Here is a 16,314-nt window from a genome sequence, read left to right as displayed (position 1 = left end):
TTCACTCGTATTTTAATAAAGGCTTGGAAGAGGAATAAACTAAACCCATGGGATGATGTACTAGCCAGATGGTTATTAATGCTTGGTATGGTCGATCGACGTAATGAGAAAGTTTATGATGATATTTACCAAGAATTGGAGGGAATAGCCATGAAAGATGAAACGTTGAAAGATGCTTTTCAAGGTTGGGAGGAGTTAAGCATGACACAAGAAGAATATCTTGCTTATGAGTCGCGTCTGAAGCGTATTATGGATGACGAATCTTCCAGGAGGGAAGCGGAGATTAGGGAGAAGAAAGCTGTAAAAGAAAATAAAAAGTCCATTGCACGTAAACTTCTAGCGAAAGGCATGGAACCAAAAGAGGTTGGAGAAGTAACTGAATTGCCGATGGAAAAAGTTCTGGCGCTAAAGGAAGAAATGAGACTGTAAGGGAGTTAAAACGAGATAGCTTCTCACCTAGGTTGACGAGCTTATTTGTTAAGGCTAAGTAGGGTAAGATTAAAGATGATATTTACCAACAATTGGTGGGAATATTCCTCGTTGACTGCATCATCTAGTCCTCGTGGTAAAAAAAGAAATAAATAAAAAATAATCCACCCGTCACATTATCTAAAAGGGTGGATTATTGACTTTGGCCTCACAGAGACCATACCACTACGGATATCACTTTTTTATTTGTATACTTTTATTATACATTAGTATACAAATTTAATCAAACATAGAGAGGTTGTTGTTTAAATAGATAAATTGAGTAATAGACTGTCGAACTATGACTATATTTGACGCATTTACTTCATCGGAATAGTTTAGAAATTGCCTGCTCATAGGGGATAGAGGCAAATAAGGTAGGTTAAACAAACGTTTGATATATTGGAATTCGCATTGGTGACTCATAATTGTGAGGGAAGAATTAGCAATCCAGTACCGAAAGTCGGCACTTGTCTACGTTAATCCGTTAATCACTATCCAAAATCCGTTACACTTCTATGTTCTTTCGTTAATCATGTTCATGAGTGCGCTGGATCTATCCCTGTTGTTTACAATAGAAAAAGCCGCATGAAATCAGAATTTAAAATACGACCTCATACGGTTTTTTTATTTAAATGTGTTCCATTATGGCTTCTTTCCGTGTTTATTCTTTTGAACTTTCCTCAGGGTTTTCTCCGGATTCGTTGTCTTTTGGTTTTTCCGTTTCACCTTTCTCTTTTTCTTCATTACCGTTTCCTGTCGATGGTTCGGTTTCTTCTTTATTCTGTTCATTTTCATCTGGTTTTTGTTCCGGTTTATCCTCTGGTTTCGGTTTTGGATCTGGATCTTCCACTGGTTTGGCTTCTTCTTTTTTCGGTTTCTCTTTCTCTACTGGTTTACTTTCTTCTTTTTTCACAGGCTTTGAACCGTTATTTGTATTCGGTTCATTTGCAGGTGATTTATAATTACTATTTGAATTAGAACCAGAATTTGAACCAGAACTTGGAGAACTCTTATCTTCATTTTTTCCGGTACTAGGATTAGAACCTTCCTCATTGGTAGTCCCGTTATCACTACTATTAGGGCTAGTGGGGTCGTCTACTCTTACAAACACGGCCTGTATATTCTTGTCTCCATTCATCGCTACCTGGATTCTTGCGTTACTTCCGCTAACAGATCCTTCCCAATGGCTAAATTGCCATCCTGATTTAGGCTGGGCGAATAAGGAAATAGATTCTCCTTGGATAAATTGGCTTTCTAAGGTGTCACGAATGATATTTCCTTCACCAGAAATAGAAAGATTTAATGTAACCTGTTTCACTGGTTCAAACACTGCAACGACAGAAATACTGGAATCCAATGTGACTTTTAATGGATTCGTAGTGTCCGTAACGTCGCCTTCCCATCTGACAAATTCGTAGCCGGCTTCTGGTTCTGCTTCTAATGTTATTTCCGTTCCAGCGGGGTAACTTGTTTTATTTGGTAAAATGGCTACCGTTCCTTCTCCTTGGACTTCTGTTTTAATAAACTTATTTTTACCTTCTACAATAAAATCTAATTCCTCTTCCAAATCTTGATATGTTACGGTAAGGCTCGTAACACCTTCATCTATTGCTTTAGCTGTCATTTCTACCCCTTCTGTCTCGGATAACTCCATGATTTCTTCGTCATTCGAAATCCATTCGGGGTTTATTTCCATTTCTTCTCCGTCCGCATCCACGCCAGTCACAGATAATTCAATTTCTTGATCGATGGATAGTGGGCCAAATTCTTCTGGTGTGAAGGTCATCTCTTCTACCACTTGCTCTTCAATATGTAATTCATCGTTCTTGGTAATCGAGCCAACCTTTGCGGAAATATCAGTTGTGCCAAGTTCTTCTGCGTGGAACGTCATGACCGTCTCCGATACTTCTTCTAGAGAACCAGAATCCTCATTTTCTAATGTCCATTCTGCTTCAACTGGAAGGGCGGATCCATCGCTCTTTTTCCATTCCAGTATGATATTGCGGTTATGACCTTTTTGGACGTAGTGTCTGTCGGGAACAATATTTATATTGGATTCTAATTGATCAGCCAATTCGGTTAGTGCTTCATTATCGGTTGCTTCTATTCCATCTTCCAACGTTTGCATCACTTGAGGTAAATCATTCTTTCCTTCATAAGCAAGGGATATAAAATAGTAAAATTGCGGTTCTTTTGGTTTTATTTTGAGCCCTTCTTCTAATGTTCCAATTGCTTTGTCAAATTGCTCCAATCCCATATAAGCACTCGCAAGACCGACCCTTGCTTCAGTATGGGATGCATCTTCCTCTAGAACTTTTTTAAAAAACTGCCTACTTTTTTCATATTCTTCATTGTCCAAAGCTTCTTTAGCAATCTCTAGATATTCTGTTGGAGTATCAGATTGTGCAATTTTCATCATGAAAAAGGCAGCAATTCCAACAATTAGTGCAATGATTACAATGAATAAAATTAACCTTTTCCTCTTTCTTCTCTTGTTCCTCATATATCTCATGAAAAATGACCCCTCTAATATATATAGTGGAATTTAATATCGTTATGCATGAAATAGTATTTTTTTTAGTAGTCTATGGAAGTGATTTTGAAGTTTTGTGGGTGATTGTGGTTATTTGTCAATTTTTAGGGGGTCATGGACACTTCGGTAGGAGTTCCATCATTCATTGTTAGAGATGCCACTTTTCGAGAATGAATTGCTTTTCATTTCCTTTAGTTCTTAGTTTCTTGAACTTCCAAGAGACTAATTGCATAACAATGACGGTGTATACAATGAATTGGGGAAATAGCTAAATGATAAATTTTTGAAAAGTGAATAAAGGTATAGATGAAACAAAATTTGCTTGAATTGGGATTCATATGGATGACCTATAAATTGGAGGAAGAATAGGTACCCGTGGATAATTAATTACTATACATAACAGAGAACGATTGGAAATATGACTTTTCCCTCAAGTTCCGGGGAAAATGGAATACCTACAAATATAAAGAGAATTGATAAAAATAATAAATGGTTTTACGAACTCGTTTTTTCTTAAGTCTTACGATTCGTTTAATTGTTGCTTAGACATTTATTTTAATCTACTTTAAATATTAATAGGTTAAAAAATCAAAAAACTAAACTTTATTTTATATGAACTCTATTCTTCCGGAAATGATTAAACATGTAAATGTTGTCGAATGATAGAGGAGTGGCTAAGAAAGAAGACAATATTTTTTAATTCATAAGTTAGGATGTAAAAAGTATTAAAAAATATAAAAAAAAATTATAAAAATAACTCAACTTTCGCAAGCTAAAAAAGGCAGGTACACCTTGATATAATTAGGTAGATCCGCAATCCATTGTTGCAATTTTGGTATTCCTTTATTAGTATATTTGAGGGTATCTTCAAGAAGCACGATAAATTGCTGTAATGCGACAAGCTCAATCAAGTTCATTTATCATCACACAATTCATCAAACATACCGCACAAGATTTGGTTATCTGTATTGCACCGATATTGCCAAGAAAGAAAGTACCATATACTTTGAAAATACAATGGTTATGTGGCTGGTTAGCGCATCATATGAACGACATTGGAATTCCTTTTGGAGTTTTAATAGGGATTTAGTTGTTTTAAAAAAGACCTCAAAGTTCCAGAGCATGCCATAAATACGAATGGTTCCTGAACAGTTAGTGTGCAATTAGTACTTAGAATGGCGAGCCAGTCACTTTTCTTGTGGCCAAATACAACCTTTACCGGACATTAGTTTGGGTTGTATGAACGGAACGCCCCCCTTTTTTTCCGTAGCTTGGTGTAGCCAAACAATACAGTTGATCTAGATTACACGCTTGCTATCTATAAGTAACGTCGTTTTAGCTTTTTAGCCAAGGCTATCACGTCAAAACCTTTTTCCGTGATAGCCTTAACCAGCGGTTGTTGTGTGACCATGTATCCATCAACACATAAGAAACATCAATGCCAGCGTTCAAAGCGCGTTTAAGCATATCTGGGATATGCTCCAGTGCTGTATGTAACGCTTCCCAACGGGGTTTGTAGCTTGAGCTTCGTTTGTCAACTTTTTCTTGATATACGTTTATTTGGCTTTTTTTGAAGCTTAATGTCGCGGAATATTAAAGAGTGATTGCGACTTAGTTAGGGAAATTGTATACGGCTTTTAAGAAGAAGAAATAGAAATAATGATTTATACATACAGTTCATTTGTAAAACTAAGAGGGATTGAATGTCCATCCATACACATTAACGTCCGCTCCATCTGCTTTTTCAATACATAAGGGGATACATCCAGATTAAGTCTATCACCACTTTTAAAGAGAATGGTTGAAAAAGTATGATTGGTGAGGTGCTTTTCAATCCGAAGAACATGATAATAGGAGATCCAGCAGCAGTCAAAATGGTTGGTTGCATGTGTGGGGAAGAAGTAAAGGTTTAGGTGTGGATTAATCGGTATGGGGACTTTTCGTTTGAGTCCAGTGTTGTGTTGGACAGCTTCCCTTACACCTTCATATGTAGCAAATCTTTCTAAACAAGCTTGTTTAATCAGTTCGAGCGGTTTTTGCCTTACGTAAATATCTCTATCTGGTTCTTTCACGATGGTATCGTAATCTTTATGATTTGAGGGTAATAGGGCCATGGTGTTTGAATGAATGGAATAATGACTTAAGATATCTTTCATAGAGGATGGCTCCTTTTGATTGATAGTTGTGGGATGGGAGAAGGAAGATGCCTTCTCCATTTAACTTTTAGAGGAATAATGCGAATATTTTTCAGTACTGTTTCGATTTTTATATTTTATTTGTTACTCACACCCAATTCCGTCTCCATCTCTGTCTAAATGCGGCCCGTACCCGGGATCTCCTCGATGAACAGGTGCTGCTCCTGCTTCTCTTGCGGCTGTACAATTTTTATAGTAAACATTCGAACTGGTATTGCCAGAGCTGGAAGCGGAACTTTTAGTAGAGTTGTTACTAGTAGATTGACTTGTAGTCTGGGTACTTGCCTCTACACTTGCTACTTTACTATTAGCCGATTTAAGTTCTGTTTCGAGATTTGCTACTTTGTTATTTAAGTCTGTATTTGTTTGAGTTAGTTTATCTACTTTTTCATCTAAATTTGTATTTGTTTCTGTTAGTTTTGCTACTTTGTTATCCAAATCTGCGTTTTTATTATTTAGTTCGTCTACTTTTTCTTCTAATGTATTCTTTTCATCCTCCAGGGATTTCTTTTTATCTTCCAAGGATTCTATCTTTTTCTCGAATTCAATCCCTTTAGTTTCCAACTCTTCTTTCTCATTTTCATAATCTGTTACTTTACTTTTTAGTTCCTTATTTTCCAGTTTAAGAGTGTCATTTTCGTCGGATAGGGATTGATTCTGTTTTTCTAATTCGTTTATTTGGGCTAGTTCGTCTGTATCAGCGAAGGCTGCCCCAACTATAAATAGACTAAATCCACCAAGAAGTGCGGTATAAAATACTTTTTTAGATAATACCCTTTGTTTATCTTTTATTTTTTTAATAAAGTGAACAATTATGTAAAGAATAGAAAAAATAATAGCTAGAAATCCTAATAGTGCAATGAAGATCATTTAAATTCTCCTTTTTATAAAATAGTTAACGGCGTCTTTAAAAGACAATTGTAGGGAAATGTATTTTGGTTTGGATTAATTTAGGGAACACGATTGTGAGAGGATCAACAGCTTTCCTTGCTTCGTAGGGAGGGGGATAAAATACTTAATAGTGGGTTCAATTTGGGTTGTAAAGGGAGAAGGGGGCACCAAAATTAGGAGCAGTTTATTTATCCGGGAAATCTTCAATTATTTCATCGATTAACTCGTCAATGCTAATATCTAACTTTTCTCGTAATCTAATAGCTGTTATAAAATTGGGAAAAGCATTACCACGTTCTAATTCACCTAACTGTTTCGGATCTATTCCAATTATTTCAGCAAATTCTTCTTGAGTTTTCAGCATCGACTTTCTTTTTTTATAAATGGCATCACCAACAATGTAAGCCCTGTATTTATACCTTCTATTATCTTTCAATGATATTCCCCTTAGTTTTTAAAGTTATTATCCGTTGAATGAAAGCGCGTGGACACCGTGTATACACCCTATTTCTTGCATTAGGGAAACAGATTTTATAAAGGGAAACTGTGGATGGATATAATTTTAATAAAGTGTCATTTTGGCCTTACAAATAAAAAGCAGATCTTACTTTAACTAGGGAAAGCAAGATCTGCTAGATTTTAAAACAAATGTTTGATCTATAAATTATGTCATTTTTCTTCGGTAAAGCATGTATGGACTCAATCATTTGGCTGAGTTTCCCTTCGACACAGTGTAATAGGTACAAAATAAATAACAATTAGAAAGTAAAAGAGCATTATACTACTTAAGATAATAATCAAATTGTTTGGAATTTATAAAGAAAACGGTTTCAATTATTTATTAATCGATTATACTTATTATTAAGAATTTAAGATTGGTCATTATCTTTTGGAGGAATTAAAATGAGTGATAAAAAAATCAGGATTGTGTTAATTGATAATCAGAACTTGTTTCGCCAAGCTCTTAAAAGGATTTTAGATCATGAATTGAATTTTGAAGTTGTTGCAGAAGGTAATAATGTTGACGAAGCTAAAAAGTTAATACAAGAGAAAAATCCAGATATTGTATTAACGGAAATAAATATTCCGGAGATAGAATCCATTTTTGAAGAGTGTTCTTCAAATGTGAGGGTTATCATTTTATCTGATCATGATGATGAATGCTTTGTTACACAAGCATTAAAATTGGGTGCGCAAGGTTACCTCCTCAAAGAGATGGATATAGAATCATTAATTGAAGCTATAAAAATAGTGAGTGATGGTAGTTCATATTTACATCCAAAGGTTACACATAATATTGTTAAAGAGTACCGGAGGTTAGCAAGAGACAATGCCCCAAATCGCTTAAATAAAGTAGGATACCATAAGCAACCGCTACATCTATTAACAAAACGGGAATGCCATGTACTACAGTTACTAGCTAATGGAAAAAGTAATAGAGAGCTATCAGAAGAATTAGGCATAAGTCAAGCAACAGTGAAAAACCATGTTGGTAGTATTTTACAAAAAATGAATTGTAACGATCGTACGCAAGCTGTTGTTACTGCTATTCGTAATGGTTGGGTGGAGATAAATTAATTGGTTAATAGTTAAAAAGCTGCAAGAATTGATGAGATGTTAATCCCATTGATTCTTGCAGCTTTTTTATTAGGGAATAATGGTTCTTGACGTGATGGAAAGAAATATATATTTGAATAAAGTACTAATCGGTACCTATATGCGTACAACCTTTTATTTAAATACTTAGTAAACTATATATAACAAATTATGAAGACAATTAGTGAAAAGGGTGGTTATATGAAAAAAGAGTTATCTATTAAGCAGGAACTCACGGATGAACTACATACAAAATGGATATTATCCGATATGAAAAGTCGACTAATCCAAATCACTTGTAATCTACTAGATGATCAGGTGTATATCGAAAATGATATTATTTATTCATTATTAGAGGTAGTAGAATTAATAGATTTAGAAGAGAAAAAGATTAATCCAAATGCGATAAAAGAGAAATTAGAGAATTTTGGGATCTAGGGCAATGCGTGAGACAACATTAAGTTTGATTTGTTAAAGCGCATAAAGAGTCCACAGATACAGGTTTGTCGTTACGATTGTCATATCAGTTAATGTTGCAAGGATTTTTAATAAACTTTTAACTACAAAACAAAAAGACCGCGATAAACACGGTCTTTGGCTTCTCAATCTTTCACAAGATTTAAAAACTCATTTAGTTTTATTCTAGCTTCTGGGCTAAGTGTTTTAACAGTATCCATTAATTGGATTAGATCTGTTGGTACGTCTTCCATATCAGTTGAAAAGAAGGATGATAGATTTGTATCAAGTGCACGTAGGATTCTTTCTAGCATATCTATATCAGGAATCGCACGACCATTTTCGAAACGGCTAATATAGGATTGTGAGATGTTAACCTTATTAGCTAGATCTTGAGTTGTTAAATTTTTCGCTTTTCTTAGTGTTTTTAGTCGGATACCAATTCTATTATTATCTACCATATTGTACTCCTTTATCGTAGATTATCTAACTATAGTTTAGCTTGTCTAATAGAAAAGTGTAGAAGTAAATTGATATTAGAATTAATAATCATAATTTAGTTGACTTTTAGAATTAGTAGTCATAAAATGCAGATAAATGGTATTCTTTCAAAGAATTTTGGAAATCAAATTAATTGATTTGGAGGTGTACCATTTATTAAAGGCTTTTTGATTGTTCTTTAAAAAGAAGGAGGTGAGCTTATTGAGAAATAGTAGCTGCTAAACCCAATAGTAAAAACTCATTTTTAAAAAATTTAAAAGAAAACGATTGCAGAAGATAATCTTACGTCAGAAGTTGCCGATAGAGTCGCTCAAACAGTCTAAAAACTATAGATGCTGAATTTAGGTTTAGAAATAGGTGATTCATTTCTTTCTATAAAATGATTGTCGTTTGTTGAAATAACATCCCAATAAAATATGTTCATTCACTCTATCGTGCAGATCGGTTTAGGTTTTCAATTGAGATTGAGAGTTTAATCATTAAAATTTTTTAACTTAAGTGGTATAGACATTAGTACAACTATATATTGATATTTATTATAAAAAAAGAAAGGTTGGAATTGAATTGACAAATAAATTAAAACTGTCGTTTGAAGTATGGCCAAACATGCCATGGGGACGTTTAGATAACTGTGGGCCAGCGTGGAATTCTTGGGGAGATAAATCTCTTGATTGGTGTATTAATAGAATTGGAGAATATGGCTATGAAGGTTTTGATGTTGTATTTCCGAAAATCCAAGAAATACAACCAAGTGATTATGAAGATCAAGTTACTAAAATTAAACAAGCAGCAAGCAAGCACAATTTAGCATTTGCTTCCATTGCTTGTCATACAACATTCGTTTCACCACGTTATTTTGATCGTGAAAACGGAATAGCAAAATTTAAAAAGGCTATTGACGCAGCAACAGATATGGGAGCCGAAACAGTTGTGACATTGCTTGGAGATGGGTACTATGATCCCCCATTATATAATCTAATTACACGTCAAGAAGCATGGAATCAAGCCGTTACAGCTACACAAGAAGTGGCTGATTATGCGAAACAGTATAATATCGATGTTAGTATTGAGTTGCTTCAAGGGACGATTATTAACGATATTCCATCGATGCTAAAATTCTTGGAACTAGTAGATCGCTCCAATGTTTACTGCTGCGTTGACGTTGGAACATTCTATACAACAGTTAAACCAAAAATGCCGATTAAGGAAGCTATTCAAAAGCTAGGTGATCGTATTAAAGTTGTCCATGTGAAAGATGAAGTTGGGTTCCCTAACATTATTCAATCACAGCATGTGTGGTTTGGTGGCGGTTATGTAGACTTTGTTGAAATGGCAGAAGCACTTAAATCAGTTAATTATAAAGAATACAGTAGTGTTGAATGGGAAGCATGGCAAGCTGGTGGATTATTTGGCGTAGGTGAACCTTCAGGAATTGGACTTTCTGACTTTGACCGTGTGGCAAAAGAATCAAGAGAATATTTGTTAGATAATGGCTGGGGAAAATAAACAAAAAATACTTTATCATTCCTCCATGCTATGAGGGCGTGGAGGAATGATAGAGCGTTATATGGAGGATGAATATGAAAAATAGACTTAACGTACTAAGTTTCATTCTAATCTCACTTGTTTTGCTATTAGCGGGTTGCGGAAATTCGAATGAAACAGGTAACTCTGATTCAAATAGTGATAAAGGTGTAGTAGAGCTAACCATTTGGCACATGGAAGAACCACCTAATCGTGTAGAAGTATTTAACCAAGTTATCGAAAATTTCAACAGTGAAAACCCTGATATTAAAGTTAATGCACAAGTTCAAAGTTGGGATGATGCATATTCTAAATTCCCGGCAGCCATACAAGCGGGTAACGGGCCAGATTTACTTTTTACCTTACCGGACTACACAACATTAATTAAAGATTTAGAAGTTATTCAACCTATGGATGACATTGTGGCAGCATTGGATGAAAAACATGATTTTATTGATGCTTCTTTAGACCCGTATCAATATGATGATCACACATGGGCTGTTCCAATCTATGGTTTTGTACAAGCATTATGGTACAGGAAAGATATGTTTGAAGAAGCAAATATTGAACCACCTGCAACCTGGGATGAATTAACGGCTGCTGCGAAGGCACTAACTAAGGATGGCGTCCATGGTATTGCTTTACCAGCATCTAAATCACAAGCAACAGATCAAGTATTATACAGCTTCTTAGTATCAGGTGGCGCAAAAAATATAATTGATGGTGAAAATAACATTACGTTTAATACACCTGAAACGATAAATACCTATAAGAAGTATGTTGAATTACTACAATATTCACCTGTAGACAGTAACACCTATACATGGGGAGAGCCTCAAGCTCAATTTAACAGTGGAAAAGTTGCAATGGCTATTGAAAAGGGACAATATTTAGCTCCTTTTGAAGAAGAATCTGGATTATCTGCTGATCAACTAGGAGTTGTTCCAATGCCTATTGCTGAGAATGGTGAGGCTGGAAGTATCTACTATTCTAATGGAATAATGATGCTTACAGATGATGAGAAGAAACAAGAAGCTGTAGAGAAATTCCTTACGTATCTTTATGAGCCAGAGAATTACACAACCTTTGTCAATGCAGAACCAGGTTTATTCTTACCTGTAACAACAACAGGTGTTGAATCCGATCTTTATTGGGAGAACCCAATTATATCTAAATATTCGGAGCAACTAAATGTGCTCATTGAAGCATCTCAAAATGGTGCTCTATTTGGATTCACTAATGGCGTCTCTTCGGAAATTGGCCAAATTACAGGACCAAACATTATTTCACAAACACTTGAGCAAATTACCGTTAATGATATGTCGGTAGAAGAAGCGGTAGAGTGGGGACAGCAACAAATGGAAGCAGCAGTTCAAGAATAACAAAAACGGTCTACACTTGGATTTTTTGGTGTCATGATTTTCTAGATACTTATATTATGAAACCTTGAAACTTTCAATTGCGTTTAAAGCAAATTCTGATCTCATATAGATAGGAGGTAAAATCTTGAAAAATAATGAAACCTTGGTGTTTACAACAAGTAAGCAAAAGAGAGGGTTTAAGGATTATCTAGAAATAAGCTTTCCTTATTTATTAATTGGGCCACTTGTTATTTGGGTGTTTGCAACCGTGTTCATTCCCCTTTTGTCAGTGGTAAAAGAAAGTTTTTATAGTACAGGATTTGTTGGTTCAACTGGAGAATTTATCGGTTTTGATAATTTCAAGAATGCTTTAACAAACCCCAATTATTGGGGCGCTTGGGGAAAAAGCTTATTTTGGGTTATTGGGAATATGTTCATTCAAACCCTTTTAGCTTTTTCCGTTGCCCTACTATTAAATAGAAGTAGTAAAATTTCTAAGTTAGCTCGTACGTGGGTCATTGTTCCATGGATTATTCCGACAATCGTTGTCGCTATCTTTTGGCAATGGATTTTTAATGGATCTTATGGAATACTAAATCACTTGTTGTTGTCGTTTCATATTATCGACCAACCATTGAACTTACTTGGGGATCCTAATTTAGCATTACCAATCATTGTAATCATTAATAGCTGGCACTGGTTCCCATTTCTAGCTATCTTAATTTTGGCAGGCTTAGCAGGTATTCCAAAAGAAGTTTATGAGGCTGCTTCAGTTGATGGAGCTAATAAGTGGCAAGAATTTTTCCATATTACATTACCTTCTCTTCAAAATCTAACGTTTGTGCTAGGACTTGTCGGAACACTTTGGATGTTTAACATATTTGATTTAATTCAAGTATTAACAGAGGGTGGTCCAGCCGGATCTACCAAAACAATTCCTGTATTCATTTATCAGGAAGCTTTCGAAAACTATTCTTTAGGTAGCGCATCAGCTATGTCGTTAATCACAGCAGTGATACTAGTCATCTTTGCAATTGTTTATATAAAATTCGCTTCACCTAAGGATTAATAAGGGGGGATATTAGTTGAAAATTGTCAAATGGATCTTAGTATCCTTGCTCGTATTATTTATCGCCTTTCCGTTCTACTGGGTCATCATATCTTCATTCAAAACACCTGACCAAATTTTACAGCCAGATTTATGGCCTAAAGAATGGACACTTGAAAACTATCAAATGTTATTAACCGAAACTCCTTATTTAAATAACTTGAAGAATAGTATTATTGTTTCGTTTGGAACGATGATTATAACAACTATTATTGTTGTCCCTGCTTCCTACGCATTTTATCGTTTGAATTTTAAAGGGAAACAATTCTTTTATTATCTCATATTGGCAACATTTATTTTCCCAACGATGTTGCTGTTAGTACCTGTTTATCAATTAATGAATAGCGTTAATTTAATAGATAACATTTGGTCATTAATTATTATAAATGTAACGTTTGCAGCACCTTTTGCGACTTGGCTTATGAGTGGATTTTTCAAAGATATTCCGGAGTCATTGGATGAATCAGCAGCAATCGATGGTGCGGGGAAAATTCGAATATTATTCCAAATCATTCTACCTTTAATTGTTCCGGGATTAACTACAATAGCTGTCTATGCGTTTGTTGTCTCTTGGACTGAATTCGCTTTTTCGTCTGTTCTAATTTCAAGTGAGGCTAATCAAGTCCTTACCATTGGAATGAACCAGATTATGGGTCAATACACCATACGATGGGGATGGACAACAGCCGGAGCAGTGTTAACCTTATTGCCTGTTCTTATCTTCTTTGCCTTTGTGGGTCGATATTTCATTAAAGGCTTAACGGAAGGCTCCGTTAAATAGTTAATAACTAATGGATGCTGTCTATTCAACTATACTTTATTCAAAATGTGGGATTAGAAAAGGTAAGTGAAAAAAGGACGCTACTTCGGGGTGTGTCCTTTAGTAAATAAAGATGAGATACTTCCTAAAAAAGCTGGATTTTTAGGAACACAGAAAGGAGGCAATACAAATGAATAAATATGTTATGGCAGTAGATATTGGTACGACTTCTGTCAAAGTTATCGTGATGAATCAATCAGGAGACATAATAGTCACTGATTCGCACGGGTATTCGATATCTGGCTGTAATCCAGATTGGGTTGAGCAAAACCCTGAAGACTGGTGGCAAGCGTCTCAAAAGGCAATCAAAACATGTGTAGAACATGTAAGTACAGATGATATTGTGGCGATATCCTTATCAGGACATATGAGCGCACCGGTTTTTATGAATAGTGGCGGAACTCCCATATATCCTAGCATATTGATTTCTGATACACGCTCTAAGGCGCAAACGGACTATTTAAATCGCTATTATTATGATGACTTTGTAGAAAGAACTGGAAATAAGCCAATTGATGCTTTTACGGTCTCGAAACTACTTTGGATTAAAGAAAACCTTCCTCAATTATTTGGGAACTCTGCCATTTTCGTATTTCCAAAGGACTATATTCGTTATAAATTGACTAACAAATTCGGGACAGAACCTACAGATGCTGGAAATTCATTATTATATGATCCTTTTTTGAAGGATTGGAATTGGGAATTGATTCAAGAGCTTGGTCTTCCAACACATATTTTTCCTGAATTATATGATAGTCTTTCTATATTTGGGGGAGTTTCCAAACAAGCAGCTAAACTAACAGGTCTCCGTGAAGGAATTCCTGTTGTGACTGGTGGTGCCGATATGGCATGTAGTCAGCTTGGTACAGATGCAATTGATGATGAGACAATGGCAATTACGTTAAGTACATCGGGGCAAGTCGTCATACGTGTTCCGACGTTTCATGAAAAAGGGATAGGTAAGGTCACGTTTCACAATAGTGTTCTAAAAGATACGTTTTATACAATGGGGACATTATTTACAGGAGGATTGGGTGTAGAATGGGCGTACAAGCTATTACATAATAAGGATGTAATGTCTAAAACTGACTACCAGAACTTGACTCTTTTAACATCGGAAATGAAGGACTATAACCCTGGTAGTAATGGTCTTTTATTTTTACCATTCTTAGTTGGTAGTGCGACACCATATTATGATCCACACGATCGAGCAGCGCTCATTGGCCTGGGGTTAAACCAAAAGAAATCATTAATACTTCATTCTGTACTAGAGGGAATAAGCTATAACATTCTTGAAAATGTAAATGCCATAAAAGATATGGGAATTCATGTTGAAACGATTCATATTGGCGCTGGTGGAAGCCGCAATAAGATATGGTGTCAAATGATTGCGGATATTATAGGATGTGACATTGTACCACTTGCAAATCGTGATGCTTCATCACTAGGTGCAGCTATTATTGCCGGAGTTGGAGTGGGGTTGTTTTCATCTATTGAAGAAGCGGTTCAGAGTATGGTAAAAGGAAAAGAATTACTAACATATGATGAGGATAAAAATAAAACCTATCAGACACTATTTGAATCGTACCAAGCAATTTATCAATCGGTTAATCGTTATTTCCATCAAATACATTAAAGCTTTTACGATGAGGGACTTTTTTAATGATGGGTACTAAACATATATTATGGGGGCGAGAATGATGATTAAAAAGTATTTTGATAGCGTAAGAGACATTTTATCAAAGGTAGAGGAATGCGAATCAGAAAAGTTAAATAAAGCGGCGGCTAAGGTAGCAGAAGGTATTCAAAAAGGGGGGATAGTTCAACTTTTTGGATGTGGGCATTCTCACATTTTAACTGAAGAGGTATTTTATCGTGCAGGTGGATTAGTTCCAATAAAGCCAATTTTAGTTGAGCCACTGATGCTTCATGAAGGTGCTGTTCGTTCCTCTCAACTTGAGCGACAAAGTCACCTCGCGGAAACCTTTTTAAAAGAACAAATTATAGAGCCAAATGATGTCATTTTTGTCATATCAACATCGGGCCGAAATCCCGTTCCAATTGATGTGGCTCAATATGCAAAGGAAAAGGGGGCATTTGTCATTGGTATAACATCTATTGAATATTCTCAAAGCCAACCCTCACGTCATCATAGTGGAAAGCATTTATTTAATTCAGTTGATCTAGTACTTGATAACTTTTCTGTAAAAGGTGATGCGGCGTTAACATATGAAAAAGTAAAAGTGCCGTTTTCTCCAACATCAACAGTTATGGGCGCTATAATTTTAAATAGCATTTTCGCACAAGCGATTTGTTTGATGGCTGATCAGGGATTTGAGCCTCCAGTCTTTTTAAGCGGCAATATAGAGGGTTCTGACGGATATAATGAGGAATTAGTCAAAAAGTATGAAGAACGAATCCCGTTGCTTACTTTAAATGTAGATGAGTTAAGTATATAAAAATCATATAAGTTTTGGGTGGATCATTATGGTAAACGTTCGTGTGAAAATGGGACCGAATATTTATGGTTAGAAGGGTGCTATTAAAATTGGGATATTAAAGTTGATGAGAAAAAGAGGGGCATACTTTGGATGCAAGTAGCATTTCTGAAGATGCTCCATTAGAGATGAAACTTCAATATAGCATGCTACCATGGTTGGTTGATATGCATATCTTTGGTGCGTGTGGTTCAGATACAATGGATGAGGCTGGGACAAAACTCCAGTAATTAAAAATTAAGGCGTTGGAGCTTACACTAAAAAAGTGTAGACCCCACGCCTTTTTTGTTGTTATTTTAATAACCAAAAAGGACACCTTTTGATAAAATTAAAGTGACCAAACAATAATTTTGGAGGTGT

At 35.5% G+C, this 16,314-nt stretch carries 15 protein-coding genes and 1 pseudogene; 10 read left to right on the top strand and 6 right to left on the bottom strand.

Annotated elements, in window-relative coordinates; translation table 11 throughout:
• Positions 1-78 precede the first annotated feature (78 nt).
• Positions 79-429 (top strand): hypothetical protein, encoded by a 351-nt coding sequence (locus MHI02_RS17095; RefSeq protein ID WP_341166154.1) that lies wholly within the window; start codon positions 79-81, stop codon positions 427-429.
• Between the two features lie 703 nt (positions 430-1,132).
• On the opposite strand, the gene MHI02_RS17090 is transcribed toward MHI02_RS17095, so the two are convergent.
• The 5 genes and pseudogenes from MHI02_RS17090 to MHI02_RS17075 all read right to left on the bottom strand — a co-directional run bounded on the left by MHI02_RS17090 (position 1,133) and on the right by MHI02_RS17075 (position 6,526).
• Positions 1,133-2,983 (bottom strand): InlB B-repeat-containing protein, encoded by a 1,851-nt coding sequence (locus MHI02_RS17090; RefSeq protein WP_341166153.1) that lies wholly within the window; start codon positions 2,981-2,983, stop codon positions 1,133-1,135.
• 779 nt (positions 2,984-3,762) lie between these two features.
• Positions 3,763-4,585 (bottom strand): annotated as a pseudogene (locus MHI02_RS18620) (IS4 family transposase); the annotation flags it as partial.
• Positions 4,586-4,668: 83 nt separating this feature from the next.
• Positions 4,669-5,160 (bottom strand): competence protein ComK, encoded by a 492-nt coding sequence (locus MHI02_RS17085; protein WP_341166152.1) that lies wholly within the window; start codon positions 5,158-5,160, stop codon positions 4,669-4,671.
• A 123-nt stretch (positions 5,161-5,283) separates the two neighbouring features.
• Positions 5,284-6,069 carry an excalibur calcium-binding domain-containing protein gene (locus tag MHI02_RS17080; protein ID WP_341166151.1) on the bottom strand — a complete coding sequence of 262 codons (786 nt, stop codon included), beginning with the start codon at positions 6,067-6,069 and terminating at the stop codon, positions 5,284-5,286.
• A gap of 205 nt (positions 6,070-6,274) precedes the next feature.
• A complete protein-coding gene (locus MHI02_RS17075) occupies positions 6,275-6,526 on the bottom strand; it encodes a helix-turn-helix domain-containing protein (protein WP_047184567.1) in 252 nt (83 codons plus the stop codon).
• 467 nt (positions 6,527-6,993) lie between these two features.
• On the opposite strand from MHI02_RS17075, the gene MHI02_RS17070 reads away from it, so the two are divergent.
• Positions 6,994-7,668, top strand: coding sequence for a response regulator transcription factor (locus tag MHI02_RS17070; protein ID WP_341166150.1), 675 nt, complete (start codon positions 6,994-6,996; stop codon positions 7,666-7,668).
• Between the two features lie 219 nt (positions 7,669-7,887).
• Complete coding sequence (locus MHI02_RS17065; protein ID WP_341166149.1) at positions 7,888-8,124, top strand: hypothetical protein; 237 nt, start codon at positions 7,888-7,890, stop codon at positions 8,122-8,124.
• 164 nt (positions 8,125-8,288) lie between these two features.
• Here MHI02_RS17065 and MHI02_RS17060 read toward each other — a convergent pair whose 3' ends face one another.
• Complete coding sequence (locus MHI02_RS17060) at positions 8,289-8,603, bottom strand: helix-turn-helix domain-containing protein (RefSeq protein WP_341166148.1); 315 nt, start codon at positions 8,601-8,603, stop codon at positions 8,289-8,291.
• A gap of 604 nt (positions 8,604-9,207) precedes the next feature.
• On the opposite strand from MHI02_RS17060, the gene MHI02_RS17055 reads away from it, so the two are divergent.
• The 7 genes from MHI02_RS17055 to MHI02_RS17025 all read left to right on the top strand — a co-directional run bounded on the left by MHI02_RS17055 (position 9,208) and on the right by MHI02_RS17025 (position 16,184).
• Positions 9,208-10,149, top strand: a complete 942-nt coding sequence (locus MHI02_RS17055; RefSeq protein ID WP_341166147.1) for a sugar phosphate isomerase/epimerase family protein — start codon at positions 9,208-9,210, stop codon at positions 10,147-10,149.
• Positions 10,150-10,223: 74 nt separating this feature from the next.
• Positions 10,224-11,549 (top strand): ABC transporter substrate-binding protein, encoded by a 1,326-nt coding sequence (locus MHI02_RS17050; RefSeq protein ID WP_341166146.1) that lies wholly within the window; start codon positions 10,224-10,226, stop codon positions 11,547-11,549.
• A 124-nt stretch (positions 11,550-11,673) separates the two neighbouring features.
• The gene (locus tag MHI02_RS17045; protein ID WP_341166145.1) at positions 11,674-12,597 is read left to right on the top strand and encodes a carbohydrate ABC transporter permease; all 924 of its coding nucleotides are present in this window, start codon (positions 11,674-11,676) and stop codon (positions 12,595-12,597) included.
• A gap of 16 nt (positions 12,598-12,613) precedes the next feature.
• Complete coding sequence (locus MHI02_RS17040; RefSeq protein ID WP_341166144.1) at positions 12,614-13,417, top strand: carbohydrate ABC transporter permease; 804 nt, start codon at positions 12,614-12,616, stop codon at positions 13,415-13,417.
• Positions 13,418-13,586: 169 nt separating this feature from the next.
• Positions 13,587-15,092, top strand: coding sequence for a xylulokinase (locus MHI02_RS17035; protein WP_341166143.1), 1,506 nt, complete (start codon positions 13,587-13,589; stop codon positions 15,090-15,092).
• 64 nt (positions 15,093-15,156) lie between these two features.
• The gene (locus MHI02_RS17030; protein ID WP_341166142.1) at positions 15,157-15,915 is read left to right on the top strand and encodes an SIS domain-containing protein; all 759 of its coding nucleotides are present in this window, start codon (positions 15,157-15,159) and stop codon (positions 15,913-15,915) included.
• A 128-nt stretch (positions 15,916-16,043) separates the two neighbouring features.
• A complete protein-coding gene (locus MHI02_RS17025; protein ID WP_341166141.1) occupies positions 16,044-16,184 on the top strand; it encodes a hypothetical protein in 141 nt (46 codons plus the stop codon).
• Positions 16,185-16,314 lie beyond the last annotated feature (130 nt).

The sequence above is a fragment of the Oceanobacillus sp. FSL K6-0118 genome (assembly GCF_038006665.1).
GTDB classification, from domain to species: domain Bacteria; phylum Bacillota; class Bacilli; order Bacillales; family Amphibacillaceae; genus Oceanobacillus; species Oceanobacillus caeni.
This window is presented reverse-complemented; position numbering and strand designations above follow the sequence as displayed.